This window comes from Clostridium sp. (assembly GCF_050717635.1).
Taxonomy (GTDB): Bacteria; Bacillota; Clostridia; order Clostridiales; family Clostridiaceae; genus Clostridium_AD.
The window spans coordinates 1-16,443 of sequence record NZ_JBOITO010000012.1; the positions used below are offsets into that span (position 1 = coordinate 1).

Annotated in this window: 19 protein-coding genes; all 19 read right to left on the minus strand. The window is 31.4% G+C overall.

Annotated features, from left to right (window positions below; translation table 11 throughout):
- Positions 1-347: 347 nt before the first annotated feature.
- The 19 genes from ACREWB_RS05820 to ACREWB_RS05910 all read right to left on the minus strand — a co-directional run bounded on the left by ACREWB_RS05820 (position 348) and on the right by ACREWB_RS05910 (position 16,197).
- The gene (locus ACREWB_RS05820; RefSeq protein ID WP_431546541.1) at positions 348-740 is read right to left on the minus strand and encodes a retropepsin-like aspartic protease; all 393 of its coding nucleotides are present in this window, start codon (positions 738-740) and stop codon (positions 348-350) included.
- Positions 733-987: a hypothetical protein gene (locus ACREWB_RS05825; RefSeq protein WP_431546542.1), complete on the minus strand. Its 255-nt coding sequence runs from the start codon at positions 985-987 to the stop codon at positions 733-735. Before ACREWB_RS05825 ends, ACREWB_RS05820 begins: the two co-directional genes overlap by 8 nt.
- 520 nt (positions 988-1,507) lie before the next feature.
- The gene (locus ACREWB_RS05830) at positions 1,508-2,248 is read right to left on the minus strand and encodes an alpha/beta hydrolase (protein ID WP_431546543.1); all 741 of its coding nucleotides are present in this window, start codon (positions 2,246-2,248) and stop codon (positions 1,508-1,510) included.
- Between the two features lie 436 nt (positions 2,249-2,684).
- Positions 2,685-3,167 (minus strand): hypothetical protein, encoded by a 483-nt coding sequence (locus ACREWB_RS05835; RefSeq protein ID WP_431546544.1) that lies wholly within the window; start codon positions 3,165-3,167, stop codon positions 2,685-2,687.
- Positions 3,168-3,623: 456 nt separating this feature from the next.
- Positions 3,624-4,469 (minus strand): DUF2785 domain-containing protein, encoded by an 846-nt coding sequence (locus ACREWB_RS05840; protein ID WP_431546545.1) that lies wholly within the window; start codon positions 4,467-4,469, stop codon positions 3,624-3,626.
- Between the two features lie 847 nt (positions 4,470-5,316).
- Positions 5,317-5,658, minus strand: a complete 342-nt coding sequence (locus tag ACREWB_RS05845; protein ID WP_431546546.1) for an HIT domain-containing protein — start codon at positions 5,656-5,658, stop codon at positions 5,317-5,319.
- A gap of 336 nt (positions 5,659-5,994) precedes the next feature.
- A complete protein-coding gene (locus ACREWB_RS05850) occupies positions 5,995-6,453 on the minus strand; it encodes a GNAT family N-acetyltransferase (protein ID WP_431546547.1) in 459 nt (152 codons plus the stop codon).
- 74 nt (positions 6,454-6,527) lie between these two features.
- On the minus strand, positions 6,528-7,730 hold the full coding sequence (locus tag ACREWB_RS05855) for a hypothetical protein (protein ID WP_431546548.1): 1,203 nt from the start codon (positions 7,728-7,730) through the stop codon (positions 6,528-6,530).
- A 47-nt stretch (positions 7,731-7,777) separates the two neighbouring features.
- Positions 7,778-8,311 (minus strand): flavodoxin domain-containing protein, encoded by a 534-nt coding sequence (locus ACREWB_RS05860; RefSeq protein ID WP_431546549.1) that lies wholly within the window; start codon positions 8,309-8,311, stop codon positions 7,778-7,780.
- 323 nt (positions 8,312-8,634) lie between these two features.
- Complete coding sequence (locus tag ACREWB_RS05865) at positions 8,635-9,168, minus strand: GNAT family N-acetyltransferase (protein WP_431546550.1); 534 nt, start codon at positions 9,166-9,168, stop codon at positions 8,635-8,637.
- Positions 9,169-9,573: 405 nt separating this feature from the next.
- Entirely contained in the window at positions 9,574-10,212 is a 639-nt protein-coding gene (locus ACREWB_RS05870) for an HD domain-containing protein (protein WP_431546551.1), read from the minus strand.
- Positions 10,213-10,456: 244 nt separating this feature from the next.
- The gene (locus ACREWB_RS05875) at positions 10,457-10,798 is read right to left on the minus strand and encodes a hypothetical protein (RefSeq protein ID WP_431546552.1); all 342 of its coding nucleotides are present in this window, start codon (positions 10,796-10,798) and stop codon (positions 10,457-10,459) included.
- A gap of 384 nt (positions 10,799-11,182) precedes the next feature.
- Positions 11,183-12,052: an AraC family transcriptional regulator gene (locus ACREWB_RS05880; protein WP_431546553.1), complete on the minus strand. Its 870-nt coding sequence runs from the start codon at positions 12,050-12,052 to the stop codon at positions 11,183-11,185.
- 392 nt (positions 12,053-12,444) lie between these two features.
- Entirely contained in the window at positions 12,445-12,729 is a 285-nt protein-coding gene (locus ACREWB_RS05885) for a hypothetical protein (protein ID WP_431546554.1), read from the minus strand.
- Between the two features lie 116 nt (positions 12,730-12,845).
- Positions 12,846-13,376, minus strand: coding sequence for a dihydrofolate reductase family protein (locus ACREWB_RS05890; protein WP_431546555.1), 531 nt, complete (start codon positions 13,374-13,376; stop codon positions 12,846-12,848).
- 156 nt (positions 13,377-13,532) lie between these two features.
- Positions 13,533-13,736 carry a hypothetical protein gene (locus tag ACREWB_RS05895; RefSeq protein WP_431546556.1) on the minus strand — a complete coding sequence of 68 codons (204 nt, stop codon included), beginning with the start codon at positions 13,734-13,736 and terminating at the stop codon, positions 13,533-13,535.
- A 51-nt stretch (positions 13,737-13,787) separates the two neighbouring features.
- Positions 13,788-14,321 (minus strand): flavodoxin domain-containing protein, encoded by a 534-nt coding sequence (locus tag ACREWB_RS05900; RefSeq protein WP_431546557.1) that lies wholly within the window; start codon positions 14,319-14,321, stop codon positions 13,788-13,790.
- A gap of 403 nt (positions 14,322-14,724) precedes the next feature.
- Positions 14,725-15,357, minus strand: a complete 633-nt coding sequence (locus ACREWB_RS05905) for a DUF3267 domain-containing protein (RefSeq protein WP_431546558.1) — start codon at positions 15,355-15,357, stop codon at positions 14,725-14,727.
- 312 nt (positions 15,358-15,669) lie between these two features.
- Positions 15,670-16,197, minus strand: a complete 528-nt coding sequence (locus tag ACREWB_RS05910; protein WP_431546559.1) for a hypothetical protein — start codon at positions 16,195-16,197, stop codon at positions 15,670-15,672.
- Positions 16,198-16,443 lie beyond the last annotated feature (246 nt).

Genomic DNA, 16,443 nt, shown 5'->3' on the forward strand with positions numbered 1-16,443 from the left:
ACACATTTTGGAACCTCCTTTTAATATATAATTTTGTCATATAATATACTTAAAATCTTTAGAGAATCATTTAGCTATTTTAAATTCCATATAATAAAAGTCCATATACCTTTCCAAGAAAATCCGGGCATGGATGACCGGTCAACCTATGCATGGTCTTTCGCCTAACGTTTCGTGTTGCCGACGTTTCGCAGCTCTAGTGCGACCGTACTTGGGCTGGGGAATGTGCCTTGGCGATGGGCCATCACTAACCTATATATAGATTATAAGTAATAAATTTACACGCATCTATAAAAAAAATAGTCCGCCAGCCAAGGCGGACGGCAACATTTTGTTATCAGACGGCGTTAAGTACTCTTCTTATACATTACCAAATCAACCAAATCTAACATAACTCCAGCTTTTATCAAAAAATCTAATCCAATTAATCCATTAACCCTTTCATTAGGATCAATCTCACCAAAGTCAATTTTTATATCATTAATCCGGATATCTTCACATTCGATTGAATCCATCTTCTTTCGTACTGAATAAGAAACAGTTCCGCCGTATCCAGAAGCTTTAACTAATTCATCTTCATCAGAAAAAGCAACATCCAAATCTTCCAAGTAATTCGGAGCTATTATAGTATGAAACGCTCCTGTATCAATTATGACATCATCCACTAAAATATACTTGCCTTCATGACGTAAAGTTATAGAGGTGTAAAGTAATCCATCTTTCAGCTGCAGTCTATTCACCCTGTACACTCCTTCTTATCCCTATATGTTTAACTAATTGTATAATTAATTGCTCATTATTTGTACTATATACTAATTGACCTGGCTTACAGTTAATAAATTCCTTCATAGCCTCTTTCCCGTCATTTATTGCACTTATAACAGCAACTTCATCTATATACTCTTTTCCATCTTTAGTATGTGATTCTACAACTTCAAATTTTACAAACTTACCAGGATACAAATTTCTAACTTCCTCCCACTTCATTTTGAATCACTCCTTTTCCTTAGATTACATATACTAATTATAGCATTATTTCACGAAGTTAATAATAAAAATATTTAGTTGAGCACTTTTTCTGTTAGCTGTCTGATAACATTTCGTGTTGCCGACATTTTCCAACCCTAGTGCGACTGCACTTGGGCTGGAAAATGTGCCTTGGCGATGGGTTACACTTAACCTATATATAGATTACAAGTCATAATTTTACACAATGCCATATAACAATAGTACACCAGCCAAGGCGGACGGCAACATTTTGTTATACGGAGTTTAGCCTCTACACTTTAAGTAATACCTTAGCGCGACCGTGATTGGCGAAAGAATGTGTTTGGGCAATTTTTTATGCCAAAACGAACGGGAGATTTTTGTTATACGTAGTTTAACCACTACACTTTGAACAAAACTTGCATCAGTTATCCTTAGATTTATTACGTACTGTATAAAGAGAGAGAATTGCTTCATCAGTTTATCTTCACGTTATACTCATACTCTTCAACAGAAAATATCAGTGAGCATGTGATTTAGATATTTGATATAATAATTCTGCATACCCTTGAGGATTTTCACTTAAAAATTGACAATGTGAAAAGCCTTCTTTTACAATTAATTCAGTATTCATATATCTTTTTACTTTAGGAATACACATTCGTGCTTTCTCTTTTGTTCCATACATAAAAGTAATAGTTTCTCCATCCAACTCAATTTGTTCTGGTAATTTATATGTATAACAAGCATCTGCCAAATTCTTAATACTTTCATCTTTCATGCGTGAACATACATCCTTAATATGCGATGCGAATTGCGGGAATTTTCTATCTATAATAGTATTATTCCCAGACTTATTTTTAGCATAGTGAGCAATTTTTTTAAAAATAACACCTGCAAATTTACGTATTAACTTTGGAAATTCTAAAAAAGGAGTTCCGTCTAAGAATACATGTTTTATAACAATTTGCTTTCTTCTAAATAACTCAAACGCAATAATTCCACCCATAGATATTCCCAAAAGCAATTCCAAGTCTTGTATATTATTTTGTTTTAAGTAATCAATAATTTTATCAGTTTCCTCTTTAACAGAATGAAAGATTGTTTCATCATTACCATGGCCATCCAAAGTTAGAATAATGACACAGTAATCTTTTTTCAAAAATTCTGAAAGTTTTTCAAAACATCTTTCGTCAAAAAACATTGCATGTATTAATAAAGTTTTTGGTTGTTCCAAATTTCCTATTATTTTAAATTGCATTCTATGTTCCCCTCTCAGATACATATTTTGTAAATATTCTTTTTTACACTTTCTTACAAACGCGTTTTAAAAAATCATCACAAATATTTATGAGCAATTATATGCTTGTTCTAAATTCCGTATAACGTTTCTTGTTGCCGACATTTACCAGCCCTAGTACGACCCGTACTTGGGCTGGTAAATGTGCCTTCGCGACAGGTTAATCACTAACCTATATATATAGATTATAAGTCATAAATTTATACAGCACTATATAAAAACTTCCCACCAGCCAAGGCGAACGGCAACATTTTGTTATACGGAGTTTAGCCACTACAATTTGAGCAAGACCTACCCCAGTTATCCTTGAATGTGATTCATTTCCCATGAAAATCGTGATGAAATAAAAGAAACAATATTCGTCCTAAATAAGTACGTTGGGTTTGTATTACACCATCTATTTATACAATGCCTTAACCAGATAATCTAAATTTTCCTTTAATCCAACTGGTGTATAAATGTTTTTGTTAGTTTTAATGAATGCTACATTTTCCCATTTTTCACTTAAAGGGAACATTATCTCTATAAATTCAACTTGTTCTTTATTACCGTTGTTAATATTAATCGTTTGAGTTTTATCAAAAATAAATTCTACTGCATATCTCTTTACGTCATTAATATCATTTTCTGATATTTCAGATTTCACTATAGATAATTCTTGTGGCATCTTGATATTAACTAAAGTATTTATTCTGTTAAAAAGTGTTTGGTCATATTTATCACCACTCTCAGTTATTTGTTTTTGCTTCCCATCTACATACATATTAATTTTATTGGGGGTATTTAAACCACTACCCAAGTTATCATTATTTTTGCACCCCGAAAAAGTAAAAACTATAGTCACAAGTAAAATAATTGGTATAGATTTTTTTATTTTCATTCAGAATCATCCCCTAATTTCATTTTGTCATAAAGTAAAACTGTTAAAATATTGTAGAAATATCCAAATACCTTATGAGGAATTACTTTTTTATTCTAAATTCCGTATAACGTTACTTGTTGCCGACGTTCCTGAACCTTAGCCCGACGGGCTTGGTGAAGGAATGTGCCTTGGCGTTATTTTTTTGATTTTCTTAGGTTGAAACATCCACTTACATGTATAGCTTGTCCCTACTCAAAGGAGTCTCCAGCCAAGGCGAACGGCAACATTTTGTTATACGGAGTTTTAACCACTACACTTTGAGCAAGACCTACTGCAGCTATACTTGAATATGATTCCTACTATATATTAATTGTAGTGCTACGAAAATAGCTGCAAAGATTATTATAAATGAGAAGTTATAAAATTACCCACAATATATAAATTTTTAAAAATAGGTTATTGTGAATTCTATTACTAATCTATATAGATGTTTAATTTCTTTTCTATTTCAAGTACTGAATTTGAAATCTGTTCATTATTTTCAATATGAAGCATTCTAAAATAAAGACTTCGAAGGAAATTTTTCACATTCGTTCTAGCTTTGAACTTAGTTATTCTCTCATTAATTTGGAGTACTCTACTTAACCCTTGAATCCAATTACAAATATAATCATCGCTTAGTAATTTATCTTCTATAATATTGTAATAAATTATATTAATTAATCGCTCATCTTCTTCAGCGCTTAAAAACTCTTTCCCTTCACATAATCTATTTTCTATAGATAACATAACTTCTTTACAAGTATCTTCCGTAATCCCTTCACAATTAACCACTAAATCTATTCCATCTGCTACATGTGCTAAAGCATGTATCCACCCTTTATCACAGTCATATCCACGCAAATCTTTTTCTTCATTGAGATATTTAATTAGACAATCTTTTGTTTTTACTATCATATCTTTATCCAAGAAATTTTTATCTAAATGTACGCATAGAATAGGATTTACTAAAAGTATTGAGAAGCTCCTTTTTAATACGGAATCGTCATTCTCTTGTCCCATATTATAAAATGCAAAATCTTCACTCAATATCGTGTTTAAGAGATTGACTAATTCTTCATTAGTAAAATACCTTTTTTCCTCTATCCAATTAACAAAAGTATTTAATATAAGTCCATCTCTTAGTTCTTGGTCAGTATCTCCAATATATTTAAGCATTAATTCCAGATAGTCTGTAACTTTCTCATCCTCCCTAAGAGTGTATTCATTTTCTTTAATTCTTTTTAGATTTAATTTAAAGACTTTTTTTTCATTACACATATTAACGCCCTCTTTCCAATCTTTTTTTTATGAATTAGAACAGCAAATATTCGTCCATATTTTATTTTGAAAACCTGAGGTGCTATTACCGCTCTTCAGAATAGTAATCTATTAAAGACCTTTGAAGCTGGGAATTTGGTATAGTTCGCCCAAATCTATAATGCGCCTTAATAAAACCATGTCCAATAACTTTTGAATAATCAATTTTATAATAGAAATTCCGTATAACGTCTCGGATTCCAGACGTCCCCCAGCGTTACAGGAGTTGTTGAATCCTTAGATAGCTCTTATCTTAGGATTCAGAACTCCCACTCGGTTAGGCTGGAGGATGTGCTTTGTCTTTCCCTATAGCTAGACCCCATACTTCCAAAGCGAACTGGAATGCATTGTTATACGCTGTTGACTTATTGATTTACATCGTATGCTTTAATTTCACATTCCATAGCTATGAAAAATTTAGTCATAAAACGAAGTCTCTCTTCAGTTATTTCTTTTGATTTATCTAGATGTAATTTATCTAGTATATTAAAATGTTTCCTTTTAATATACTAGATGTAATTTATCTAGTATATTAAAATGTTTCCTTTTAAATTCGATATTTGGAGTAGCAAATCCCTTTGTACTTCCTATTGCATTATAATATATACTATTACCATACTTGCCACTCATTACAAATAAACTAGCAACGCCTACAGCACCAAGCCCATCTATTTTATCTATATCAAACGATTGTGCGAGTTTAATTGCTATTTTTTTACTCTTAATGTATGATCGTAATCATGAGCAGAACATGATAATCTACTTTGAATATAAGTAGAAATCTTTTCTTCTATTTCCTTCCTTCTTATTACATTTCCCATTTCAATTGCCTTCCTCCTATTAAATGATAATGTAAATGCATTACTTCTTGTTGTCCATGTTTACCTGTATTGGTTACAATTCTAAATCCTGAGTCATCTATATCTAATAGTTTCGAAATATGAATAAAAGCTTTATGTATTTCTGTGATGTATATATGATCCTTATCAGTAATATCTAAAATGTTTACTATATGCTTTTTGGGTACAACTAAAACATGGACATCTGTTGTTGGTGTTATGGTATAAAACGAAATGACATAATCGTTCTCATAAACAATTTCCGCATCTTCTTCTTTGTTAATTATCCGGCAAAAAACACAGTCTCTCATAATTTATTTCTCCTTTTATTTAGTATTTCCAGTAAGTTTATGGCGCATAACGTTTCTTGTTGCCGACGTGCCTGAACCTTAGTCCGACGGGCTTGGTGAAGGAATGTGCCTTGGCGGTATTTTGATTTACTTAATATAGAACACACACTTTCTATATAGCTTGTCCTTTCTAGAAAGAATCTCTAGCCAAGGCGAACGGCAACATTTTGTTATACGGAGTTTAGCCACTACACTTTGAGCAAGACCTGCTCCAGGTATCCTAGAATAAGATACAAACTCCATAATAATTGTTGTACAATATTAGAAGATTGTGAAGTAAATCCATTACTATCATTATTACCAATTGTCTATTGTTGTATTGGTAAGCTTAAATCCATTTTTTAAGTATAGGTTAATAGCTTCTTTATTTAAATCTGCAACATATAAAGTAATTTCATTGACTCCTTCCTCTTGCAAACGACTAACAGCAAAAAATAAAAGTCTCTTTCCGTAATCTCTGTTCTGATATTTCTTGTTAACAAACAAATGGTCTATTATATTATCATATATTTCAACAGAGTCTACCATTTCTTCACCAATAAATATAATAAAAACATTGGATTTCTTTTTTATCATTTCCTCTCGTGTATAAAATGAATGAGGGTCTTGATTTGTAGCTATACTCAAATTGCGAAAACAGTCACAACAAATGCTTCGATAATCATTGTAATATTCGTCGCTATAATTAACCACATCTATATTTGAATTTACTTTTCCACCGTAATATTTCATTTCATGTACAATAACTTCAGCCATTTTTACCTCCAAATAAAATAATAATTGCACCAAAATACTCTACCATTGTTCACTAATTAAAATAAACTTTAGTATTAATTTTGAGATATTGTAATACTTCTTAAATACCTACCTTGTCCATCTATATTTACTGGTGATCCAACAAACCCTTCTCTTACTAAATATTCATTAGTAGCACCAAAGATTTGATGCCATAATTCATTTGCTGTTTCTTTTATATCTACCCCATGCCTTATTGGAGACAATCTTGATGCATGAACTTCAAAATTTTCAAAAGCCTCTTTTACTATAGGAAAGATATTTATGAGTATAATATCTGATAACTCTCTAATTATTGTTGATATTTCAAAATCATAAAATATTGGAGTATTAATTGAAATAATATTATCAGCATCATTTATATCAATATATTCTAATTCATTCAAAAACCCTGCTAAATTCTTTTCTTTTTCAGATAGTTTATTATATGTAACATTATTATTGATAATATTACATATTAACCTTCCACAACCACAGGCAATTTCATTATTCATATTATCTAAAACTCTATTGTATGATATATTCACTTTTTTAAATGGGCTTGTATTGTCAACACTTTTTTGTACGAGCCTAAAAAACCTATACATATCTTTTCTTAAGCCATTTAAATCTCCAAAACTATTAAAAGTAAAGCCAGAACTTCTATAATTATTACTACTACATAATATCTTATTACTATTTTTTTCTACTAAATTGCTATCTTCATATGCAACAATAATATAATCTCTGTTACCAGGTTGCAACTTCGAAACACAAAAGGTGTTTCTTTCGGTAAAAAACTCAAAAGCAGTATCATCAAAAATTTTGTCACAAATAATATGATAAAGTATCCTTTCATAACTATGGTGTTTTGAGCACTTTAATTCTGTTACCTTTTTATATATAATATCTTGTATTCCAATTATTTTGTTGCCAATTATCTCGCCTATGTTATTTATGTAATTTTCCATTTCTATTACATCTTCCTCTAAAAGAATCGGAAACTTAATTCGATATGTGCTATCTTTAGTTTCTATAGCATTAATTAGTTCAAGGCTATTAATAACACTTTCAACTGTTTGTTCTTTTATGTTTAAATGTTTTGCTAATTCGCATTTAGATATTGAAAATGCTTCATTCTTTGCAATTAAATATAGTATTTCAGATGCGTATTCTTGGCTACATACATACTCTGGATTATAATTATCATATTCACCAATATCTCCAAAAAAATAAAAGTTTAGTTTTGTATTTGTCATAATAATTATCCCCCTCTAAAAAACAAATGTTGTGTCATATCTTACCTTTACGAATTAACATATCTAACTATTTCATCAATATAATCTTTTCGTGTAAAATCTGCTGGGTTTTTAAATGCAGCAAGCATACCTATTTCATCCGAAGTTAATTCTTTCTTATGTTTTCTTTTACGATTTATTTTCCAATTTAATAATGTCATGAGCACTTTATCAAAACGTGACAGTTTATTATAGTTAAATCCACCACGTAAGTAAAAGACCTTAATATGTTTTTGTTGGTCACAAGTAAAGTTGTTATCTATAACTACCTTTATAACATTTTCGCTTGATGGAGAGGCCCCAGAAGCGAAAACAACTAACTTTTTATCTTTGAGTTTACCAATGTTTTTAGTAATGAATTTGACACCATTAATGCCCACTGCATGTAGACTCCCCCCATAAACCACGGTATCATATTTTGATAACATATTAATATCAACTTTTGAAACATCAAAAATATCCGCTGATAGTTCTTCTGCAATCCATTCTGCATAATTCCTTACAAAACCTGTTTTGGATTTATAAACTACAATAGTATTCATAATTTTAACTCCTATCCAATTTATTGTTGAATGTAACACAATAATCTACAATTATGCTATTCAAATATTTGAAAAAATTATAATTTAGCACTCATTTACTTCTAAATTCCGTATAACGTTTCTTGTTGCCGACGTTTCCCGGTCCTAGTGCGACCGCACTTGGGCTGGGGAATGTGCCTTGGCGATGGACTAATCACTAACCTATATATAGACTATAAGTCATAAATTAACACATTGCTATATGAAAATATTTCGCCAGCCAAGGCGAACGGCAACATTTTGTTATGTGATGTTGCACATGAAAGTTACTAATAGTGGTTAGATTATACTCGTAATCTTGGCCTCTTCATTTCTACCAACTGACGAAATCTAATTTGTGTCGAAAGGTCACTGAGCAGTTCTTTAGGTAAAAATCCTTGATCAAATTCTTTAGCTTCCATTTCATCTATATCATAGATTTCATCTTCTAAGAAACGACCACTTATATTAGACAGGGATCCAGGATATAATTCCAGTGCCTGTAGTGGGACTGCATACATATTGTCAGATGTCCCAATTTTATAATTTTCTGCCGCAGTAAAGCCAGATCGGCCGTAATAGTCTGGGTCACCATAAATAAGTATTGCTGTGTACCCAAGCTCTTTTGCCATTGTCTTAGTATGTTCTATTAAAATTCTGCCAATTCCTTTTCCCTGAAAAGCAGGTAGAACAGAAATGGGACCAAAAGAAATCACATTATGGTAAACAGCGTTATCATCAACAATTTTAGCTTTAGTGTAAACGATATTACCGACGATTTTCCCATTCACTTCTGCAACAATATCCAATTTGTGAATAAATGAATCAGTTTTTCGCATGATGTGTAAAAGATAATGTTCATCACATCCGGGAACATGGTGATTCCAAAATGCTTCTCTTGTCAGTTCTTCAACCGTTCTGTAATCTGATACAGTTTCGTTTCTCAGACCTATATCTTTTCTATTAATTAGATATCAACTCCTCTAAATATTAATAATCTCTGTTTTCGAAAACTAGTGCGCAATGTCACATAACGTTTTTTGTTGCCGACGTTTCTGAACCTTAGCCCGACGGGGTTAGTGAAGGAATGTGCCCTGGCGATAGTTTTAAGCGTATCTTTTTAATAACAGTTTCTCTAAATATAGTTCTTGCCCATTTCAAAGTACTTTCCAGCCAAGGCGAACGGCAACATTTTGTTATGTGACGTATGAAATTTCTTCTTACGTAGCATAACTCAAATAATTCTATACTTCACCCTCAACCTCTTTATTCAATCTATCGAAAAATCCAACCATAAATTTGTGTCTTTCTTCTGCTATTAGTTTTCCAGTAGTTGTAAATAATTTATCTTTAATATATCTTAGTTTAAAATAATATTCTCTATACGCAGTATCTTCCTCCGTATAGGGAAGTGTTTCATCTATTTTTGAATTTATATTGTGTACTTTTGCTCCTATCTCTCCTGAATAAACAAACGCCCTTGCCAATCCAATAGCACCAATTGCATCTAACTTATCCGCATCAAATAGTATTTTAGCTTCCAAGCTCTCTGGTTTTTTGTTTCCCTTAAATCTGTGCGTCTCGATACAATGACAAACTTTATTAATCATAAATTTATCAACGTTATATTTTTTTAATATTTCAAACGCAATTTTGGCTCCCAATTCTGCATGACAAATCTCACCCTTAACTTTGTCCTCTTCTTCTCGCGCCACATCATGCAATACAGCTGACAGCTTCAAAACATCCAAGTCAGCTTTTTCTACTGATGCAATTTTCATACATAAATTAAGTACTCTTAATGTATGTTCCCAATCATGGCTTTTTCCAATATTTAACAATATTTTTCTAGCTTCCTGTTCAATTTCTTTAAAATAATACATATAATAGATACCTCCTTATCTAACTGTATATTAATGTTCAAAATCCTTCGAAGACCCCCTGGCACCAATTTTATATGTCACATAACGTTTCGTGTTGCCGACGGCTCAGACACTTAGCGCGACGCCGCTTAGTTTCTGAGCTGTTGGCAACATATTGTTAGAAGATGGCTTTCCCACCGAACTTTAAATGAGCACTATCCAAAAATCATTACCGCTGAAGAATACAAAATTAATGTACATTAAATCATCTTTCAGAACTTATATTATTCTTTATTGCTATTACTATTAGATATATGGCATTAACTGTGTAGAAAAACATCATTATTAATCCCAAGATGATAACTAAACCTGTTGCATATCCACCATAATCAGTTCCAAAAGGTAAATTATCAAAGTTAACAGCAGATTTCAGTATTTCTAAACTTACAAACATTGTTAGCATTACTAAAGCAAAAGGCAACAAAGCAAATATAAGCTTTAGTCCTACCTTCTTTCTTGTTATCATCAGCCCTGTATTAGCCATATTCATAATAAAATAGACTATAAGAGTGCCTATAAACAAATTGTTTTCAAAATTTATGTTCATTGTGTATACCCCCATTCTTACTAAAGACCACTTTGTCTGCCAATAATACTAAAAACGCTCATATATATCTTATAAAAAATTAAACTTTCATTTTTGCAACAAATATGTACTTTATTATTCTAAAGAAAAACTTAAAATTTGTACTCTGCTCTCAAAGCTTTCTTCTAACGTGACCTGTTGCCGACGTTCCTGAGCCTTAGCGCGACGCGCTTAGTGAAGGAATGTGCCTTGTCAGTAGTTAAACGATAACCTATATATAGATTATAAACCATAAATTTACACATTGCTATAAAAAAAGAGTCCACCAGTCAAGGCGGACGGCAACATTTTGTTATATGGAGTGGCAACTCTCTTTAACTTCTGATAATAAACCTATTTTATCAATTATGCATATGTCTTTTTCTCAACAGGAATCCATATTTCACAAAAGCAATCTGCATTAATATCTTTTGAGTACAATTCAAAATCAGTATCATCAATCATACTATACTCTGAACCTGGAAGAAATTCCGAAAAAATTTTCCCCCATGTTTCGCCGATACATTCGCCAGTTTCACCAATACATTTAAATACTGCCCATAATGTAGGTTTTACCTCCCATATGGTATATCCCTCTGGTACACTACTACCACTAAATTCCATACCAATGCCATAGTCAAAATGTGTACTTTGTTTTGATATTGGTGCACAAGCTCCATAAATATCATACTTGCTAGTGTTTTGTTTCAGAACATTAAATGTGCCATCCTCATCACATTCTTTCCAAAAGTCTGGGATTTCAGTATTTCCCTCCTCTGAAATTGATTCATTTCTAAACTTTGCAACCTTAGCCAATAATTTAAATTCTTCTCGTTTTTCGATTTTGTAGTCCATAACAGTACCACCTTCCAATTTTATTTTAATTAGAAGGCGATTAAAAGATTTTAATTTCATACCTGCACGCCTTGCCACATTCGACGTAACTCCATGGAATCTAGTAAATGCCTTTGTAAAACTCTCGGGCGATTCATAACCATATTTTAAAGCAATCTCAATTACCTTTGCATCAGATAGAGAGAGTTCCTGCCCTGCCATAGACAATCTTCTATTCCTAATATACTCATTTGCTGTAATACCAGTCACTAAACTAAATGTCCTATGAAAATGATAGCTTGACATGTAGACATGTTTTGCAACATCTTCATAGGTAATTGGTTCTAATATATGTTCTTCCATATAGTCTACTGCCCTCTGCAAGTTTTGAATAAAATTCATTTTTCTCACCTCCATGTACAAATTGTACTAAAATATAACTGTTATTTCCTATCCTACCTTGCTTTAATTTGTCTAAATAAAATATGGAAACTCCAGAGAACAGCTCCGACATTGCCATTTCCTATAACGTGACCTGTTGCCGACATTCCCCAGCCCTAGTGCGACCGCACTTGGGATGGGGAATGTGTCTTGGCGTTATGTTTTGATTTTCTTAGTTTGAAACATACACTATTTATATACCTTGTCCCTCCTCAAATGACTGTCCAGCCAAGGCGAACGGCAACATTTTGTTATGTGATGTTTCAAGTCTTATACGCTCTATATAGCGGGCAATTTCCACTAATCCATCTATGATTTACTTCATTATATAAGAATGATGCGACACTAAGTAATTATTTTTTATTTTTTAGTTCTAAAAATATAGGTGCTATATTTAGTAAAATAGAAACAATTGTCAAAAACCATAACGCCTTTTCCATAGTAGGTACAACATCTAATAAAGCCGACCAATCTTCACTTTTTACCCAATTAGATACAAGGCTATATTCTGCACAGAGTGTCAATGCTGTAAATGATAATCCCATTGCCATAGCAAGTTTATAATCTTTTCCTGTTTTATACATATAAAAATTTATAAAAGTTGCTACTATAGCAATAAGTCCTAATATTAGCCACATACTTATACCTCCATTATATTTTTATTTAAGATGAACATTTTTTACGATTGTCCATCTATCGTAGTTTTAAGATAGCTGGACAATATATGAAAATTGTGAACTAAATATCAATTGTTTTATTTCACCTCGTAATGGAGTTCAATTAATTGATTAAATCTCCTTATCCCCTTTAACTTTAGTTCTAACTCAAAATCATTTTTTTTAAATAAAGAAATTCCACTACCTATTAGTGTAGGTGCAATCGTAATAATAAATTCGTCAACTAACTTTTCTTTAATAAAAGAGTGTAAAAGATTCCCACCACCAACAATCCAAATGTTTCCTCCATCCAGGCTTTTTATTTTGTTTGTAAATTCAACTACATCTTGATTTATAAATTCTACATTTTCATTTTTATCATTTTCTGATTTAGAAAATACATAACACTTTTTATTCTTATACGGAAATTCACCTTTTTCTTTTTCAATAATCCAGTCATAAGTTCTTCTCCCAATTAGAATAGTATCAACTGTGCTGTAGAATTCAGAATACCCATTATCTCCTTCGCCTTCAGTTTTAAACAACCATTTCAAGGAGTCATTTTCTGTTGCTATATAGCCATCTAAACTTGTTGCAATATATAAAACTAATTTTCTTTTGTTAGACATATATAAACCTCCATATTTATGAAATTTAATTATATTTTAAAATACAATTAGTGAACAATATATTACAATTGTTCATCTATCGTAGTTTTATGATAAATGAACAATAATAGAAAAATGTGAAGTAACTGTAAAAACATATAATGCATAATTGGCAGATTATATCTTTGTTACATCAACAAAATATTTTCCATTTCCAGCATCAACGATTTTACCCTTACTCACAAGACGTGAAAAAACAAATCTTTGGTTAACTCGAATGCTTGAAGGTTCTACAGCATGATTTTCGTCAACTGCTCCTGCTTTCAAAAATCTTTTTATAGTGATTATCTTTCTAATAATTGGCATTGGTAATAGTATCATAATAAATTCCTCCCCCATAATACAAATAATGGTTAACACCCTATATTACCTTTACGAATTAACATAGCTAACCATTTCATCAATATACTCTCTTCGTGTAAAATCTGCTGGATTTTTTAATGCAGCAAGCATACCTATTTCATCCGAAGTTAATTCTTTTTTATGTTTTCTTTTACGATTTATTTTCCAATTCAATAATGTCATGAGCACTTTATCAAAACGTGGCAGTTTATTATAGTTAAATCCACCACGTAAGTAAAAGACCTTAATATGTTTTTGTTGGTCACAAGTAAAGTTATTATCTATAACTACCTTTATAACATTTTCGCTTGATGGAGAGGCCCCTGAAGCGAAAACAACTAACTTTTTATCTTTGAGTTTATCAATGTTTTTAGTAATGAATTTGACACCATTAATACCCACTGCATGTAGACTCCCCCCATAAACCACGGTATCATATTTCGTTAATATATTAATATCAACTTTTGAAACATCAAAAATATCCGCTGATAGTTCTTCTGCAATCCATTCTGCATAATTCCTTACAAAACCTGTTTTGGATTTATAAACTACAATAGTATTCATAATTTTAACTCCTATCCAATTTATTGTTGAATGTAACACAATACTCTACAATTATGCTATTCAAACTATTTGAAAAAATTATAATCTAGCACTCTTTTACTTCTAAATTCCGTATAACGTTCCTTGTTGCCGACGTTCCTGAATCTTAGCCCGACGGGCTTGATTCAGGAATGTGCCTTGGCGTTGGATTATATTTTTTTAGGTTTGAAAATATACATTAGTCTATAACTTGTCCAGCTTAAAATCACTTTCCAGCCAAGGCGAACGGCAACATTTTGTTATGTGATGTTTAAAGTTTTGCGATATATGTAGAGTTTTGAATTAGAACTACTCCATTAATGATTTAATTAACTATTTACATCTAATATGATGAATGTGCATTAATTTTATGCCATAATACAAATTAATTGTTTTTGTAAAACCAATATGTATGAAACCCATAATTTTGAACTAATGCATTTTTGGGCACTTGCTTAATGGTTAAATAAGCATTCAAATAATCTCCCACGCCAGATATAATATTCAGCATAGCAAAAATAATTATTGTTTGTGAAACCAATGAATTCATGTCAAAATATCCAATCATCCACAGTGTATATGGTAAAAATCCTAAAACCATATTGGGACAAAACACAATCCATATAAAATTCCATTTTGAAACTGGTGCATTACAGTAAACAAATGCTGCTAACTCATTGGGCTTAACCCATATTTCTTTAGTAGCATTTTCAGGGTAACAAACGGCATGTAATCCTTCATGAACAATACCAAAAACTGCTGATAAAACGCTGGCTATCATAGTAGCTTTTACTAAATTTAGAACATTAAGATTTTCAAATGATATATTCCAAATTTGTATCTTAATAATAATTAATACTGTTAATATAATAATCATTGGTAAAGAAATTAGCCCACCAATTAAAAAAACACTAGTAAGATTATCGGGCTCATTATATCGTATAGCTTGTTTTGGTAAATCGCCAGTTAAAAGCTGTTTTTCATTTCTGTATTTTCCCTTATATTTAATATTATACATAACTTTTTTCTCCTATATTTAGTCATAAAGTACTAATTTAATATATCAATTATATTGGAATAGCTAAAAACACCTAACTGCATTAAAAATTTAAGTTAGCCTTTAAATGTCACATAACGTTCCTAACTCCCGACGTTCTTAAGCCTAGCGCGACCGCGCTTGGCGAAAGAATGTGTTTTGGCAATCTTCTCATGCCAAAACGAATGGGAGTTTTTTGTTATGTGCTGTTCCGTTTCTGCTATACTTTGATTTATCTCAACCCCATTTTACCCTTATTTAAAAGATAAAATATTTCATTTCAAAAATATATTTTTATAGTAATGTTTTTGATATAACTATACACTCTGGCTTATCAAACCCAACACAATTAAATACTTTTTCTATATCTACAATTTTTAAATCATCAATATTATGGTAGTATTTAGTTGGTTGTTTACATTCATCCATCCAAGTTGACCACAACTCTATTTCAAAACCTACCTTCATGTTTTCTTTAAAATAATTAATCAATTCACTTGCCCTTTTATCTGAATATCTCCAGTCTAATGTATATATATTGGTTTTATCTGTATACCAGTCACAATAACGTTTGTCTCCTTTAGAAATTTGTATTTCCTGAAGACTTTCTTCTGAATCAACAATAATTGTATCTGCTTCTTCTGGAGAACAAGGTATTAATAAATCAAGAGAATCTCTATCACTGTCATTTGTATAATGATAAATTGTTCCCTCATCATCAACATCAATTTTAACTCCTTCTTTAAATTTAAAATATTTAGTTTCACTATAATCTACAAGTGACATTGGATAATCAGATGCAATAAACATATATAAACTCATAAAAACAACTCCTTTAAAAAAGTTAATAATCTAGTTTCATTAAATAACGTAAAGCGAGAATACATTCATTCCTCAGTAACATTATCTTAGGAATGGCACATAACGTCTCCGTACTCCACACGCCAGAGAAGTTTAGAGAGCTCTTCTCTTAACTTCTCTGGTGTGCTTTGCAGTCTTCTCATGCAAAGCGAACTGGAGTATTTTGTTAGGCGATTGACCATGCCCCGTTATTCAGAAATCGCCATG